Origin of the sequence: Colwellia sp. MB02u-6, assembly GCF_014077095.1 — a bacterium.
GTDB lineage: Bacteria > Pseudomonadota > Gammaproteobacteria > Enterobacterales > Alteromonadaceae > Cognaticolwellia.
Genome location: NZ_JACGVG010000027.1, coordinates 126,602 through 142,748, shown reverse-complemented (window position 1 = coordinate 142,748; position 16,147 = coordinate 126,602). Strand labels below are relative to the sequence as shown.

The window sequence follows — 16,147 nt, the reverse complement described above, 5'->3', positions numbered from 1 at the left end:
ATTGTTGAAAATACCGGTTTGACTATCAAAATTATCAACTAGGTATAAAATGTTTTAGAGTGTTATGGGGGGGGCACGACTAAGGTAAGTAACACTATGAGTGAGTATTACTATTGGTTGAACACTAGGGGTTTGTTCAATCGGTTGAGAAATAAGTCCAATTTTGACGTCTTGCTGCGGCAGTACTTGATCAAATTGATGCTGGTGAAAGCACAAAGTACAGTGAGTTTTAGCACCATCATCAATATGTTCAACACTATGCGCAGCAGCAGCCACAGACAAAAATAACAATATAGCACTGAGCCATATTGCGACAAGTCGCCTGTTAGTTACTGAAAAGTACATTTGTGCTACCTAATGAGTGAATGAATCAAATTCGATGATAGTGTACGCGACTTACAACTTATCTTGCAAGCAGAGCAAGTACCGTTCAACACAATTAACGGTACTTCTATCGCAAGTGTTTAAGTAACTACACGGATGTCAGCACAATAAAATGCTAATCTTGCTGGCGATCATCACTTATTTTGTGCAGTGACTAACTCATATGCGGCTTGAATGTCTTGCGCTTTTTGTTTAGCAGTCTCCATCATTTCAGGGGGTAAGCCTTTCGCAACTAATTTATCAGGATGATGCTGAGACATCAGTTTACGGTAAGCTTTTTTAATCTCACTGGCAGAATTGTTCTCCGTCACACCTAACACTTTATAGGCATTTTCCAACTGTTTTCCTGATTGTGCAAAACTGTGATTTGAGCCACCTTGGCCTTGTTGATGAAAGTTTGCACCCGCAATAATCATTTCTAATAATTTATCTAACTCTTGTGCTGAGTAGCCTAAACCATTAGCAATTTGGTGTAGAGCATTACGTTCATCTTGCTCTAAACTACCGTCGGCAAAGGCGACTTGAATTTGAATTTCTAAAAACAACAATAATAAATCTCGGCGATTACCTACTGCAGACTTTAATTTCTTTAATTGCTCGCTCAGTGGAAAACCGGTAGTTTTACCGTCTCTAAATGCTTCTTGGGCTTGTTGGCGTAATGCGTCTTTTAATCCCAACTTATCCATGTAGGCGTTGGCAAAAGCAATTTCATGTGGCGAAACCTGACCATCCGCTTTGGCGATATATCCCATAACCGAAAAGCTACTATAAAAAAATGCTGCTTGACGGTCGGTATCATTTTTAGCGCCACCTAAAGCACTAAAATCTAGCCCTATGCCTTTATCAAAACGATGTCCAATCCATGCACCTATTAATGCACCAATAATACTCCTGCTCAGCATAAAACCAAACAAGAAACCTAAAACCTTACCCCAAATTCGCATTGTAAAACTCAATAATTAATTAACTGTAAAACTGTTTTAAATAGTGTTTAGTCTAGCTAAACGTTCAGGTGTGCCGACATCAGTCCAGGCTGTGTCTGTCACACTTGCTGATATTTTTTGCTGATCAGCAGCAGCTCTTAACATCGGCGCTAAAGGTTGCACTGCTTGTTGTGACATTAAGGCTTTATGCCCGCTTGTTCTTTCTTGCTCAAAAAAGCTTTTTCTATAAAGCGCAATACCGCTAAAGGTGTAAGTGGCTTGCTGTTTACTTTTAGGATTAGCTAACATGCCTTCAACCAGTACAAAGTCGCCCTGGCGATTATGCTCTGGATTTTCAACTAACAGCAAGTGTGCGTTACAATCAGCAGATAATAATGGTAATTTTTTTAAATTATAGTCACAATAAATATCCGCATTAATCACCATAAACACATCACCTTCATGCTCGGTTAACATCGGCAGTGCTTTAATAATCCCCCCCGCAGTTTCCAGCGCTACCGGCTCTTCACTGTAGCTAATATTAGCCGAAAATTGCTGACCACAGCCAAGATAATCAACAATTTGTTGACCCAACCAAGCGTGATTAATGACAATATTTTGAATACCCGCCGCGACTAAATTTTTGATGTGATATTCAATCAAGGGTATACCATTAATTTGCAATAATGGCTTAGGGCAATCATCTGTTAGGGGCCGCATACGTTCGCCTCGGCCTGCGGCTAAGATCATTGCTTTCATGAAAAATCATCCAAAATTAAATTTAAAATCTACTGCCTTTATTTACTGCTGGCATTACTCGTTTAGTGACTAACTCGTGCAAAAAACTGAGTTTATCATATTGTGCGCTAACATCTTTTATGTAGGTCAAAGTAAGTGGAATATCCGCTAAATACCCTGACTTGTTGTCTCTATGATGCAAGCGGGCAAAAATACCGCTGGCTTTTATATGGCGTTGTAGTCCGGTCAAATCAAACCAATATTGCCACTTTTCTTTGCTTAGGTTTTCATCAGGAAAATAGTCTTGTACTTGTTGGCGATAATCTTCTATCAATGGCGTTATTAACTGCTTAGGCCAACGTACGTAACAATCCTTAAGTAACGACACCAGATCATAAATAACCGGGCCTTTTACCGCATCTTGAAAATCAATAACACCCAATTTATCATCGGCCAACAGCATAATATTTCGACTGTGATAGTCACGATGCATAAAAACCTTAGGCTGTGTAATGATGGCAGAAACCAGAACATCAAAACAAGCGTTTAATGCTATTTTTTCATCCGTAGTTAAATAAATCCCTAAATGTTTTTCTAACAACCATTCGTTAAATATTGTCAATTCAGTCAGAATAAATGCTGCATTATAATCAGGCAATTTTGCCACGACTGCTGGTTTGCATTTAAGCATCTTGCTCAGCTCAATAATCGCTTTGGCATAATAACGCTGCATGTTTTTACTGGATAGTCTTTCAGCCAATACCGTATCACCAAAATCACTCAGACAAAGAAAACCGTTTTTAAGGTCTACGGCTATTATGTTAGGCACATTTACCCCAAGATCCTGCAAAATTTGCTGCACATCGACAAACGCTTGATTATTTGATGACTTTACTGGTGCATCAACCGCTATGTAGCACTGATTTAGATAGTGAAAGCGAAAGTATCGTCGAAAACCTGCATCTCCAGTTAAGGGGATTAGGCTAATATTTTCTGCAAAAAAGTGACTTTCTAGCCACTGTAATAAATCTCTAGCTCTTAAGTTACTCAATGAAATATCGCTCTAAAAAAAATTATGCCAATGATTATGCCAATATAACTAATTAGCAGACTAATGAAAATTGCTATATTATCGCTATTAGCGGTAAAATGCCGTTCTAAATCTAGGCTTTGTATTTTTCAAGTTAATTATCCGGACCATAAATGCGCTTTTCCCTAAACAAAATTATCTTTGTCTGCCTGATATCGTTTACATTTGGTAGTAAGGCGCAAAATACTGAAATAAATACTAATCTAGCCAGCCAATGCCCTATTCCATTCTACGCAAATATTGCTGACGAAACCGGTAAGCAGCTCAACGAAAACTTTACTATTATCTCTACCACCTCAACCATAAAAAAAGGTCAATATGCGGCCTTTTCCGGTGGTGTTACTTTATTAAATCAAGATAAATCAATTGTTGCTGAGCAATTAACGGTCAACCGCGACACAGCAACGGTCGATGCAAATGGCGACATTCACTTTCAAAATAAAGGCATTGATATATTTGCCGACTCGCTCAATATCAACCAGCTGAAAAAAACTACCTCACTGAACGCAGCTTCGTATCAACTCAATGGCTCTGCTGGTCATGGTAATGCAAAAAAAATCAACATTAATGGTAATGGTAAAACCTTAAGCTTTCTCGACTCAAGCTTCACCACCTGTTACGACGCCGTACCTGATTGGCAAATGCGGGCCAGTGAAATTACCATTTCATCAGATAAAAAATCGCTTGAAGCTTATCATGCACGCTTTAGCCTTTTTGATATCCCAATTTTATATATTCCCTATATAACTATGCCACTCAGTAATGACCGAATGTCAGGCTTTTTATACCCAACAGTCAGTACCTCCAATAGTTCAGGTTTAGAGATTGAGACCCCTTATTATGTCAACATTGCAGAAAACATCGATGCGACCATTACACCGCGTTATATGTCACAAAGAGGCACACAATTAATCACTCAGTTTAGGTATTTACAGGACTTACAATCAGGACAAATTGATGTTGAATATCTCAATAAAGACACAAAACTGATTAATAATGATAACGCACGATATTTAGCACGACTTCAACATATTGGTACATTTTCAGAACGGTTTAGGGCTCATGTTGATTATACCGCTATCAGTGATGATAATTACCTAGTTGATTTAGGCAGTGATCAATTTAGCGCCAATGACGCTTATCTTTATCAAATTGGTGAGCTTGCCTATTTTGCCGATAACTGGCAAACGACGATCAAAATGCAAGATTTTGAGCTGTTGGGAAACCATCAACTGAGTTACAAAACCTTACCGCAAATAGAATTCAGCCTTCAGCAATCATTAGCTAATTTTGATGGTGTTTTGGATCTTTATTCTGAGTTTTCAAGCTTTGATACCGCAGATAAAACCAAGCCCACCGCACAAAGGTACCATGTAGAAGCGGGCTTGTTATATCCCATAGTTACCCCTGCCTGGTTTTTAAATTCAGAGTTTAAGGTACTTCAAACCAATTACAACCAGAAAAATATTCGTACTGGTAGTCTGTTAGAAAAAAATATCAGTAGAACTTTACCAAAAATACGTCTCCATGGTGGGGTAAACTTCGACCGCAGCTTAACCTTATTTAATCAAGGCTATAACCAAACATTAGAGCCACAATTGCAATATCTTTATATTCCAGAGCAAGAACAAAACAATATCGGTATTTACGATACAACAAGATTGCAAGATGACTATAACGGTTTATTTCGCGACCGCCGTTTCAGCGGCATTGATCGCATAGCACAAGCCAATCAAGTATCTTGGGGGGTAACAAGTCGACTATTAACGGCAGATAATACTGAAGTGCTACGCTTTAGTTTAGGACGAATCGTTTATTTAAACGATAGTAACGTTGACGATAGCGACCAAGAGGCTTTAGTGGATAAATCAGCATTCGCTGCCGATATTTTTGTCCACATAAATCGCCAATGGCAATTTAGTTCTGACATTCAATACAACAGCGATTTAGGCGTGACTAATAAAAGCCAAACCTCATTTGATTATTTATTTTCCGATAATCAAACAATTCAATTGAACCATCGATATGCGCGTGATGTCTCAGGAGAGTCATTAGAGCAAATGTCTTTAGCCACTAATATTAAGATTGCACAGCGCTGGCAAATTGTTGGCCGATTTAGCCAAGACTTGCAAGGTAAACGCAGTATCGAAAGTTATGCTGGCCTTGAATATAGTAGCTGCTGTTGGGGTATTCGCTTTACCTACCATCGCAATATTAATTCGACCATTGACGACACGGGTAACATAAACGAAAATCGAGATGCATTTGATAGCAGTTTTAATATTCAGTTTGTATATAATGGTATAAATAGCAATAAATCGTCCAACAGTGTTGGAGATATGTTTAACTCAAGTATATTCGGCTATAAACGCCCTTACTTCCTCAATAACTAATTAAAAGAAACCTACGTTACATGAAAAATTCATTGAAATTATTACTGCTTAGCTCGGTGTTTATTTTAAGCTCACTGGGGAAATGTATGGCCGTTGAGGTTGAACTAGACCGAGTCGCAGCGGTAGTTAATAGTGGTGTTGTATTAGAGTCTGAAGTTAAAGACCTGATCGCCTCTATTACTATACAAGCAAAAAAAAATAACCAAACCTTACCATCAGATCGCGCTTTACGTATTCAAGTGATGGAAAAATTAATTAATGACGCAATAATCTCACAACTGGGTGAGCGCATGGGCGTTCAGATCAGTGATGCCCAACTTGATGAAACCATATCAAATATGGCACAAGAGAATAAGCAATCACTTGAAGAGTTTCGCCAATCACTTGTTGCAGATGGCCTAGATTATGAAAAATATCGTGAGAGTATTCGTAACGAGTTAATTTCAGGCGAAGTTCGACGCGCTAGTTTACGTCGGCGCATTTATATCTCACCACAAGAAGTCGCTAACCTATTGTCGGTCATGAAAGCACAAACGAATGCTGATGTAGAGTATCGTTTAGGTCATATATTAATTGAGTTTCCTAATAATCCAAAACAAGTGGATATCAGCGCGGCTAAAGTACGCGCTGAGAAAGTGCTTGAATTATTAAATAACGGCAGCGACTTTACTAATATTGCTATGACCTCATCTGGTGGCGGAAGTGCCCTTGAGGGTGGTGATTTAGGTTGGAAAACGATTAATGAAATGCCAACCTTATTTTCTAAAGTAGTTGATGGTCAAGAAAAGGGCAGTATTTTTGGCCCCATCCGTACTGGCTTAGGTTTTAGTATCGTCAAATTAGTCGATATTCGTGGTCGCAAAACCATGGAAGTTGAAGAAGTAAAAGCAAGTCACATCTTAATTAAGCCCTCTATTATTCTCAGTGAAGCCAAAGCAGAAGCTTTATTACAAGGTTTTGTCGACAAATTAACAGCTGGTGAAGCTGACTTTGCTGAGCTTGCCAAAGAGTACTCTGAGGGGCCTACCTCTGTTCGTGGTGGCGACTTAGGTTGGTCAGAGCCAAGTAAATATGATCCCGCCTTTGCCGAAGCATTGGCAAGTTTAGACATTGATGAAGTGCATAAACCATTTCGTTCGTCTTTTGGTTGGCACATTGCTAAATTAACTGGTCGTAGAACATTAGACGCCACTGAGCAAATGAATGAGAACCGCGTTTACCAACTGCTTTACAACCGTAAATTCGGTATGGAAGGTGCACGTTGGATCAAAGAATTACGTGACGAAGCGTATATAGAAGTTTTAGAAATAGGTAAAAAATAGTGTTAAAACGAATAGCAATAACACCCGGAGAGCCTGCAGGTATTGGCCCAGATTTGATGATAAAAGTCGCACAGCAAGATTGGCCTATGCAAATGGTTGCGGTTGTATCTCCTGAGTTATTAATCGCACGGGCAAAATTATTAAACTTGCCACTGATGATTAAGCATTATAACGCCGATGATGAAATAACCGCGCATAAAGCCGGAACACTGATTGTATTACCGGTAGCATTGGAAGATATCTGCGAGCCTGGCGTACTTAACGCTAACAATGGTCGCTACGTAGTCGAAACCTTGCGTATTGCCAGTGAGAAAAATATTTCTGGCGAATTCGATGCGGTAGTTACTGGCCCTGTTCACAAAGGTTTAATCAACAAAGCCGGCATCGCGTTTAGCGGCCATACCGAATATTTTGCTAATCAAGCAAACTGTTCTGATGTGGTAATGATGTTAGCGACAGAAGGATTAAGAGTTGCGCTAGTCACTACTCATATACCTTTAGCCTATGTCTCCAAAGCCATCACACACGAAAGGCTACAAAAAGTTACGCGTATATTGCATCGAGATTTGATTGAGAAATTTGGCATTGATGATCCTAAAATTTATGTTTGTGGCATCAACCCGCATGCCGGTGAGGACGGCCATCTCGGCCGTGAAGAAATCGATGTGATGATCCCCGCTTTAGACGAATTGCGTTTAGAAGGCATGAACCTTATTGGACCCTTGCCTGCTGATACCATTTTCCAAGCTAAATACTTGGATGATGCTGATGCCATATTGACTATGTTTCATGATCAGGGTTTACCGGTACTTAAATATAAAGGTTTTGGCTCTTCGGTAAATATTACTTTAGGACTGCCATTCGTCAGAACATCTGTTGATCACGGTACCGCCTTAGATTTGGCTGGCACCGATGAAGCAGATGTTGGTAGTTTCAAAGAAGCGATAAACACAGCGATAACCTTAGCTAACAACCATGTAGAAGATTAATTCGAGCAAAAAAATACTATGAGTAAAAATTCCCATTTAGGTCATCAAGCCAAAAAACGTTTTGGACAAAACTTTTTACATAATGACGCCATCATCAGCAATATTGTTGACGTTATCAATCCAGAGCCCAATGAAAATTTAGTCGAAATTGGGCCAGGATTAGGCGCACTTACCGAACCTGTTATCGAACGTGCGGGTCAACTCAGCGTCATTGAGTTAGACCGAGATTTGGCACATAGATTACGTCATCATCCATTTTTAGCGGCTAAGTTAACTATCTATGAAGAAGATGCTTTAAAATTTGATTTTTCCCAATTAGCCAGTGACGAAAAACCATTACGTATTTTTGGTAATTTGCCTTATAACATTTCAACCCCGCTGATTTTTCACTTACTGACTTTTAAAGATAAAGTGAAAGATATGCACTTTATGCTGCAAAAAGAAGTTGTACAACGCATGGCATCGGGTGAAAACTGTAAAGCTTATGGTCGTTTGTCCATCATGACACAATACCAATGCCAAGTTATACCTGTGATGGAAATAGGCCCTGAAGCCTTTAAACCTGCACCTAAAGTAGACTCGGCCATTGTCAGATTAATACCGCATAAAGTAATTAAGAATCCTGTTAAGGATATTAACTCGCTCAATAAAGTTTGCTTAGCGGCATTTAATCAGCGTCGCAAGACCATTCGGAACAGTTTTAAAAATCTGATTTCTGCTGAACAGTTAACCGCGTTAGGCATTGATCCAGGACTGCGTGCTGAAAATTTAGCCTTAGCCGATTTTGTCATGTTAGCTAATTTTGTTACTGACAACCCAATAGAGCTTAACAATGAATGATAACCAAGTAGCAACAGTTGCTGATATTGAAGTCAGTGTCGTTAGTGACTATCTAGCGCAACAGTCTATCGAAGCAGAACAACAATTTGTCTTTAGTTACACTGTTACCGTAACAAATAACAGTGATGAAACTGTGCAACTGCTCAGTCGATATTGGTTAATTACTGACGCTAACGGTGAATCTAGCACTGTATCAGGTGAAGGTGTTATTGGTCAGCAACCTTTTATTAAGGCCGGCCAAAATTTTACCTATACCAGTGGCTGTGTATTAAAGTCTCCTTTAGGTAATATGCAAGGGCACTACCACATGCAAAGAAAGTCAGCTAAGTTAGTGCAAGTTGCAATCCCACTGTTTCGCTTAGCAAAGCCCAATATATTAAACTAGAGAGCACTAATGGCTGTTTATTTCGTCGGTGACATTCAAGGCTGCTATAGCGAACTAAAGGCGTTATTAACTCAAGTGGGCTTTTCCAATGTTAGTGACCAACTTTATGTTGCCGGTGATTTAGTCGCCCGCGGGCCTAATTCTCTTGAAACCTTGCGCTTTATTAAATCGCTTGGGCAAAGTGCTAAAGTGGTTTTAGGTAATCATGACTTACACTTACTTGCCGTTTATCACGGTATTAAAAAAGTGAAAAAGCAAGATCATCTAGCGCTATTATTATCAGCTCCAGACGTAGCAGAACTAATGCACTGGTTAATTCAACAGCCACTTATTCAAAAATTGCCTGATGAAGAGACTTATATGAGCCATGCGGGTCTTTCTCCGCAGTGGACACCTCAACAAGCACTTAAACAAGCCAAAATCGCACAACAGCATTTAACCTCTTCAGCAAGCCATACGTGGTTAAGCAACATGTATGGCGAACAACCTATCAGTTGGCTGAAGGCTGACGATGAACTTGCTCGCTTTAGATTTACCATCAATTCGCTAACCCGTATGCGCTATTGCTTTGCTGACGGTAGTTTAGACTTTAGCTGTAAAGAAAGTCCCTCCAGCGCTCCAAAAGCATTATCTCCCTGGTTTGATTTTGGTCATATTAATGATAATACCCAATGGATATTTGGCCATTGGGCTGCTTTGATGGGGTATTGCCCAGCCAATAATATATATGCACTTGATACAGGTTGTGTCTGGGGACAACACCTGACAATGCTAAGATGGCATGATAAAAAAATATTTATTGAACAAGCACATACAAAAACAAAATAATGCATGGCATTGGTTTAAAATATAACTTAGCTTGTTATACTAGCGAAAAGATATATGTACATTCCTTTGTAGTCTAATAATGAATGATCACCTAGATAGGTAATAACGCTTATTATTTATTATGTGATCTAAGTATAATTTAATTTATATATTGGTGGGATCTATGAACTTAACCGTAGCAACAAAAATAATTGGTGGCTTCACCATTATTTCGCTTTTACTCATTTTAACCAGCGTAATATCATGGAATAGTTTAAATACTATTGGCGATGCTACAAAACAGCAAAATGAACTAGCGATACCGACTTTAAAAACAAGCAACAAGTTAGCGAACGATCTAGCCTTTATTGGCAACCTAACGCTGCGCGCATATTACCAAACAGCACTAGCACCATTGGCAGAAAATTTTAACACTTTTGATAAAGAGAAAAGTGAATTTAAAACTCAGCTCAAGCGTTTAAAAGATATTGTTCGAGACGAAGCTAGTTTAATCGAAAACTTACGTCAAGTAGATCCGGTTTACAATAGCTTAGAGAAAGAAATCGACACTGTACTTCGCAATAGAAAATTTGCCATAGAGCAACACCTGATTTTGCTAGATAAAATATATATTATCGAAGAAAAAGCCGACGACATGGCAACTATTTTATTAGATCTTGGCGACCATAAACTTGCAACAACAAAATTACAACGTGCGGTTAGTTTAGCTGAACGCTTAGAGACCTTACTCAATAACATGGTTAGTTCATCACTGAATTATCATGATATTAAAGATCAACAATCTGCATCACTGGTTGCCAGTCAAATCGAAAACACATTTAATGATATTGATAATTCAATCTATGATGTCGCTAATGAATTAAAGCAACAAGGTGTGACTAATATTGCTAATAAGTTATCCGATAGCTTTTCAGCATTGCAAGGTTACCTGATTGGCAGTGAAAGAATTTTTACCCATAAAAATAATCAACTAAACGCAATTGCTACAGCAAAAGCAAGTTTACAACTGGCAGAAAATGGTATTAATAGTGCTAATACCATATTGGCCACACAAGTAAATTTAGCTAATAAAACAGCCATTGCAACTGGCGATTTAGTGAAAACATCAGTATCTGACGGCACACTTAATACCCTTATTATCACCTTAATTTCTATTGTGCTGGCTATAGTGATCGCGTGGGTAACATTAACGAGCATTATTCGCCCATTAAGACGAGTAAATAAAATGCTCAATATTGTTGCGTCTGGTGACTTATCTCACAAACTAGATGAAAGTGGTAATGATGAGTTCGCTCAGCTTTCCGCTAACTGCAACTTATTAATCGATAGTTTACGCAACTTAATTCAAAGTATTGTTAGTCGTTCAACCCAGCTAGCAACAGCAGCTGAGCAAACGTCGACAGTAACCGCCCAAAGTACCAAAGCTATTGAAGAGCAACGCACGCAAGTAGAACAAGCGGCGTCTGCTACCACTGAAATGAGCAGTACGGCACAAAGTGTGTTATCGAGTGCAAATGATGCCTTAGTTGAAATCAAACATGCTGATGACGAATCTGAGCGGGTTAAAGTTATTTCTGGTCATAACCGCCAAACTATTGAGCTATTAGCTAATGAAGTAGACTCTGCTTCGCAAGTCATTAATAAATTGCAACAAGATAGCGCATCAATTGGTGGCATTCTTGATGTGATCAGAGGTATTGCAGAGCAAACTAACTTATTAGCACTAAACGCAGCGATAGAAGCTGCTCGTGCCGGTGAGCAAGGTCGAGGCTTTGCTGTGGTCGCTGATGAAGTGAGAACATTGGCGAGCAGAACCCAAGTGTCTACCCAAGAAATTCAAAATATGATTGAAGTACTACAAACCGGTGCAGAAGAAGCCGTGGTAGTGATGAATACAGGTAAAAAGCAAGCAAAGAACTGTGTTGAACAAAGTATTCAAGCCGAACAATCACTTGATACTATTACACACGCGGTGCATGAAGCCTTTGACCGTAGCTCGCAAATAGCAACAGCCGCTGAGGAACAAAGTGTTGTTGCTCATGAAATAAGCGAAAACCTAGAGTCAATTGTCACTATTGCTGAACAAACAACAGCCGGCTCCAAGCAAACCGCAGAAGCCAGCAGTGAAGTTGCCCGCTTAGCTGAAGAATTACAACAGTCAGTACGAGAATTTAAGCTTTAGTTTTACCTAACCTTAAATAACAAAAAGAGCGCTTAGGCGCTCTTTTTTATGTCTAACAATCTTTATTTCAAATGGCTATAATTTATTGACCGCTAAGTGATTTTTAATCACTTAGCTATTATGCCTAGCTTATTTTTAAATTTTTTCATACACCGAGAAATCTAACTGATATGGGTTTTTTTCATCACTGGGGCGGATATCACTAGTAACTTTTTGCCAAACAGTTAAATCATATTCAGGAAAGTGAGTATCACCATCAATAGCAGCATTAATATGAGTAATATAAAGTCGTTGCGCCACCGCTAAACAATGTTGGTAAATAGCGCCACCACCAATTACCATAACTTCTGCGCTATCAACAACCAAAGCTAAAGCGGCATCAACAGAATTAACCACCTCAACTCCCTCGGCTCGAAAGTTATTATCACGCGAAATAACAATGTTTTTCCGCCCCGGCAAAGGCCGACCAATAGATTGATAAGTTTTTCGCCCCATAATAATGGGCTTACCTAAAGTAGTTTTTTTAAAATAGGCCAAATCGGCTGGTAAGTGCCAAGGCATGTCATTGTTTTTACCGATTACACGATTATTGGCATGGGCCACTATCATTGAAAGTATGGTCATAGGTTTTTTTACTTTATCGGACAGCTAAATATAAACAGATTATACGTTATTAATGACAACAAAAAAGTGGCAATTGTATGGCTACAAAACACAGTTAGAGCAACTAATAAAAAATTAGCACAATTAAGGCTAAAACTTGTGGAAAAAACTCTGAAGATATTCAACTACGCCATAGTATAAATGTAAGTTACCCGATAATAAGTCTTTCGCTCTCATAACTTTGTATCAAGCTTAGATGCAAATAATAAGTAAATAACTTGCCACTAAAAATGAAAATAATACGACACTGTGCAAAAAATATATTGCAGGCTCAAATGTGCTTATACAACTCAGTTTAGTGGCATAAAATGTATTATTTAAACAACCCCATACTTCTATCGGTCAAGGCCTCACGCCAACCACCAAGCCACTCTGACTTAACGTCGGTATTCTGGTACGGGCAATGTTTCTTGGTTCTGCCACAGAGGCCAGCTTGATAGCCATTTGAATGTGCTCTGCCTAATTTATCGCGTTTCTGTCTTTTCATATATAACACCTCACCGTTAACTGTTTTATAACCGTCTAATACTTTATATAATAACCAAAGAAATATCGCTGAAAGTTTATGTCTCATACTTTCTCTATACTTTCTCTATACTTTCTTAGTATTACTTCAATCAATAGTTAATTTAAGAACAACAATACGGTGAATGCAAGTTGATACCATAGTTAATTACACAACTTTTACCCTTGTTTATAGACAAGATAGTCCAGTGTAAAACACCATAATTAACTATTCATTGCAAAACAATTCGTTATAAAACCACCTATAATTAACCGTTCTTAAAACCATAAATTAGATAACAAATTGATGTAAATAAGGCTACAACTGTATTAATGACAAAGCACTATGAATAACCCTACCCCCTTAATAAAGGTTTTAACATCGCTTCTAAACCATTAAGTTTAACTTCGTAAATGAGGGCCAACTGTTGACCTAACTTTCCTTCTGGAAATCCCTTACGGTGAAACCAAACTAAATAAGGCTCAGGCAGTTGCAGCAACTTTCTGCCACTATATTTGCCAAATGGCATGATCTGATTTACCGCCGCAATTAAATCTGCATTATTATTTATCGACATAAGTTACTCATGCTCAGTTGAGCCCCTAGATGTTATTAGTTATTGCTCATGCGTTGGCATAAAATGTCACCGCGAGTGTTTATAGTTTTGCTCATATTTACAACTTGACTGGTATCAAGATGATACCTAAATTTTTCTTTGGGGGAATTATTATGTCAATGGTTAGGAAACACAGTGCTGCAGTAAAAGCTTACTATACCGACTAATGCCCATGATAATCAGTATATTTTGGCCGAATTCACCTTAACAGAGCAACTGCTTTCGCAATTACCGACACAGGTTAATAATAGCGGTAGTATAAATTATTATGCTTGTGATCAAACCCTGGCAAACTTACTGTTTACCTTAAGTAAGAACTATGGCGTTAAAAACAGAATATGGGTTGCCAACGACAAGTAGGTTTGTGTCCGTTACAGTCAAGAAGTGCACCAATGGCAAACAAAACAACAAATCATCTTTTATTACGATCCAAATCAGCCTGTACTGCAAAATTCATTTTTTGATGCCAATATTAAAGCAAAAAATTACCTTAGTATTTTTAGCCTCTGGACCTGATATCAGTGCCGGAGCAGCCAATTTACATAAAGGGGTAAAAGTACGATGAGAACATTTTTCCCCGCAAATAGACTTACCCATAACGGGTATCCGTATGCGCGACCACCAACATCTTACTTACGATATTTTTGCTAAGAATAAAGACTAAAAAACTAGCCAAGTTCATAAATTTAAACCAATAAAACAAAGGGTATGCAAGTCAAAATATTACATTAGCAGAAAGTATGTCATCAATCACTTACGCCATAATCGACTTACACCTTGATCATAGGATTGCTGAGTTAGTTGATATAGGTTCCTCAGCAACCGATCCCTATAACCCACTTGGTACTTATTTAACCAACACTTGTTCATTGGTAGCAAAACATTTTAACTTAAATAATGGCGCACTTATCGCTAATGGTTTAGTCCCCATTGTTAGGCATAGTTTGCATGATTTAGTCTTGAAAGTGGGCGAATTGCAAATGTTAGGCTACACCCCCAAAAAAAGCCCCTGTGGTATTATCAGTAGATGGCAAGCGCATGAATTGGTTGATAACGTGCAACTAATCTTTGTTGCTGATTGCCATAGTGGCGAAGAAAAAACTATGAGAAATTTATCAATCAAATAGAACAAGCCATGTATTTATTTGCCAAAGAGCTTGAAATTCCAACCAAAAAGGAGCAATTAACCTGACGATTTCATCAACAGATTGCCTATAACTTATCGCCTAATAACTGATATTTATAACACCTAGAGCTAACTACAACACTAGTTCTAAGTCACTTATTTACTGATAACTAGACTAACCGCATAACATCAGGTCATGGCAATAGTAACGACATATATGGTTAACTTGTGTTGAATGAACTCATGCTAACATCGCCATAGCTGCCGGCCAGCCTGCCTAAAAACTATATCAACACTACTACTGACTCAGCTAGTACCAACCATAACTTAAACAACAAAAGATATGGACATCTAAACGGCTAAGTGTTACCTTCTTAGAATAAAGTTAATAGACGTCTAAACGTCTTTATATCTGACTGAAAATCTACTTTCAGTTAACCTAAGCAAAATTTAACAAGGAAATGAGTAGTGAGCAACGAAACAATTACTTTAGGCGCCGGCTGTTTTTGGTGCGTTGAGAATATTTTTAACCGAATTAAAGGTGTACTATCGGTAACATGTGGTTATGCCGATGGCGATATTATCAACCCAAGCTATGAGCAAGTTTGTAGCGGCATCACTAATCACGCAGAGGTAGTACAAATAACTTTTAACCCATCACTGTTAGCTATTGAGCAGTTATTAACGGTTTTTTTTGCTATTCACGACGCGACAACTCTAAACCGTCAAGGTGACGATATAGGTAGTCAATATCGCTCAACGATTTTATGTCACACCGCTGCACAGCAAGTGGTAGCGAAAAAAAAAATTGCTCAATTGCATGCACAGCAATACGTTGAGCAAACAATAGTCACTGTCGTGAAAGCCGCCACTAATTTTTACAGTGCGGAAGACTATCATCAAGATTATGTCACCAACAACCCAGAAAATAAGTACTGTCAGCTGGTTGTAGCAAAAAAAATTCAAAAATTTTTAAGTGAGTTTTCATACTTGTTAAAAAATGAAACTTAATCGCTGTAGCGATATAACATCAAGTAATTTAACTCGCCTTATCTGACAACTAATAAAAATTTGCTCATAAAAAAACGCATGACAATTTACTTGCTATGCGTTGAGTAAAATCCAATATAAGCTAGGTTAATTTAGTTTTAAATCCGCGCTAG

18 protein-coding genes are annotated in these 16,147 nt (G+C 38.4%); 11 read left to right on the top strand and 7 right to left on the bottom strand.

Going from position 1 to position 16,147, the window contains the following annotated elements; all coding sequences use genetic code 11:
* Positions 1 to 54 precede the first annotated feature (54 nt).
* From H4J46_RS03015 to H4J46_RS03000, 4 genes are all read right to left on the bottom strand, one after another.
* The gene (locus H4J46_RS03015) at positions 55 to 345 is read right to left on the bottom strand and encodes a DUF2607 family protein (protein WP_182232078.1); all 291 of its coding nucleotides are present in this window, start codon (positions 343 to 345) and stop codon (positions 55 to 57) included.
* Positions 346 to 518: 173 nt separating this feature from the next.
* A complete protein-coding gene (djlA, locus tag H4J46_RS03010) occupies positions 519 to 1,328 on the bottom strand; it encodes a co-chaperone DjlA (protein ID WP_182232077.1) in 810 nt (269 codons plus the stop codon).
* 36 nt (positions 1,329 to 1,364) lie between these two features.
* A complete protein-coding gene (gene murU, locus H4J46_RS03005; protein WP_182232076.1) occupies positions 1,365 to 2,066 on the bottom strand; it encodes an N-acetylmuramate alpha-1-phosphate uridylyltransferase MurU in 702 nt (233 codons plus the stop codon).
* A gap of 22 nt (positions 2,067 to 2,088) precedes the next feature.
* Entirely contained in the window at positions 2,089 to 3,096 is a 1,008-nt protein-coding gene (locus H4J46_RS03000; RefSeq protein WP_182232075.1) for an aminoglycoside phosphotransferase family protein, read from the bottom strand.
* A gap of 152 nt (positions 3,097 to 3,248) precedes the next feature.
* Between H4J46_RS03000 and lptD the strand changes: the two genes are divergently transcribed.
* The 7 genes from lptD to H4J46_RS02965 all read left to right on the top strand — a co-directional run bounded on the left by lptD (position 3,249) and on the right by H4J46_RS02965 (position 12,074).
* Positions 3,249 to 5,528, top strand: a complete 2,280-nt coding sequence (lptD, locus tag H4J46_RS02995) for an LPS assembly protein LptD (RefSeq protein WP_182232074.1) — start codon at positions 3,249 to 3,251, stop codon at positions 5,526 to 5,528.
* Positions 5,528 to 6,850: a peptidylprolyl isomerase SurA gene (surA, locus tag H4J46_RS02990; protein WP_404851677.1), complete on the top strand. Its 1,323-nt coding sequence runs from the start codon at positions 5,528 to 5,530 to the stop codon at positions 6,848 to 6,850. Before lptD ends, surA begins: the two co-directional genes overlap by 1 nt.
* Positions 6,847 to 7,839: a 4-hydroxythreonine-4-phosphate dehydrogenase PdxA gene (gene pdxA, locus H4J46_RS02985; protein WP_182232492.1), complete on the top strand. Its 993-nt coding sequence runs from the start codon at positions 6,847 to 6,849 to the stop codon at positions 7,837 to 7,839. Before surA ends, pdxA begins: the two co-directional genes overlap by 4 nt.
* An 18-nt stretch (positions 7,840 to 7,857) precedes the next feature.
* On the top strand, positions 7,858 to 8,679 hold the full coding sequence (gene rsmA, locus H4J46_RS02980) for a 16S rRNA (adenine(1518)-N(6)/adenine(1519)-N(6))-dimethyltransferase RsmA (protein ID WP_182232072.1): 822 nt from the start codon (positions 7,858 to 7,860) through the stop codon (positions 8,677 to 8,679).
* Positions 8,672 to 9,064, top strand: coding sequence for a Co2+/Mg2+ efflux protein ApaG (gene apaG, locus H4J46_RS02975; protein WP_182232071.1), 393 nt, complete (start codon positions 8,672 to 8,674; stop codon positions 9,062 to 9,064). The genes rsmA and apaG overlap by 8 nt, the downstream gene beginning before the upstream one ends.
* A gap of 9 nt (positions 9,065 to 9,073) precedes the next feature.
* Complete coding sequence (locus H4J46_RS02970) at positions 9,074 to 9,892, top strand: symmetrical bis(5'-nucleosyl)-tetraphosphatase (RefSeq protein WP_182232070.1); 819 nt, start codon at positions 9,074 to 9,076, stop codon at positions 9,890 to 9,892.
* 163 nt (positions 9,893 to 10,055) lie between these two features.
* Positions 10,056 to 12,074, top strand: coding sequence for a methyl-accepting chemotaxis protein (locus H4J46_RS02965; RefSeq protein WP_182232069.1), 2,019 nt, complete (start codon positions 10,056 to 10,058; stop codon positions 12,072 to 12,074).
* Between the two features lie 135 nt (positions 12,075 to 12,209).
* Here the strand turns inward: H4J46_RS02965 and folA are convergent, their stop codons facing one another.
* The 3 genes from folA to H4J46_RS02950 all read right to left on the bottom strand — a co-directional run bounded on the left by folA (position 12,210) and on the right by H4J46_RS02950 (position 13,819).
* Positions 12,210 to 12,698: a type 3 dihydrofolate reductase gene (gene folA / locus H4J46_RS02960; RefSeq protein WP_182232068.1), complete on the bottom strand. Its 489-nt coding sequence runs from the start codon at positions 12,696 to 12,698 to the stop codon at positions 12,210 to 12,212.
* A 352-nt stretch (positions 12,699 to 13,050) separates the two neighbouring features.
* Entirely contained in the window at positions 13,051 to 13,224 is a 174-nt protein-coding gene (gene rmf, locus H4J46_RS02955; RefSeq protein WP_182135602.1) for a ribosome modulation factor, read from the bottom strand.
* Positions 13,225 to 13,597: 373 nt separating this feature from the next.
* Positions 13,598 to 13,819, bottom strand: coding sequence for a DUF3820 family protein (locus tag H4J46_RS02950; RefSeq protein WP_182190013.1), 222 nt, complete (start codon positions 13,817 to 13,819; stop codon positions 13,598 to 13,600).
* Between the two features lie 358 nt (positions 13,820 to 14,177).
* Between H4J46_RS02950 and H4J46_RS17490 the strand changes: the two genes are divergently transcribed.
* The 4 genes from H4J46_RS17490 (at position 14,178) to msrA (ending at position 15,995) form a co-directional block, all read left to right on the top strand.
* Positions 14,178 to 14,423, top strand: a complete 246-nt coding sequence (locus tag H4J46_RS17490) for a hypothetical protein (protein ID WP_310650198.1) — start codon at positions 14,178 to 14,180, stop codon at positions 14,421 to 14,423.
* A 45-nt stretch (positions 14,424 to 14,468) separates the two neighbouring features.
* Positions 14,469 to 14,522: a DUF3083 family protein gene (locus tag H4J46_RS17630; RefSeq protein ID WP_259365690.1), complete on the top strand. Its 54-nt coding sequence runs from the start codon at positions 14,469 to 14,471 to the stop codon at positions 14,520 to 14,522.
* A gap of 76 nt (positions 14,523 to 14,598) precedes the next feature.
* Positions 14,599 to 14,985, top strand: a complete 387-nt coding sequence (locus tag H4J46_RS17055; protein WP_259365662.1) for a DUF3083 family protein — start codon at positions 14,599 to 14,601, stop codon at positions 14,983 to 14,985.
* A 467-nt stretch (positions 14,986 to 15,452) separates the two neighbouring features.
* A complete protein-coding gene (gene msrA, locus H4J46_RS02940; RefSeq protein WP_182232067.1) occupies positions 15,453 to 15,995 on the top strand; it encodes a peptide-methionine (S)-S-oxide reductase MsrA in 543 nt (180 codons plus the stop codon).
* The last annotated feature ends 152 nt before the right edge of the window (positions 15,996 to 16,147 follow it).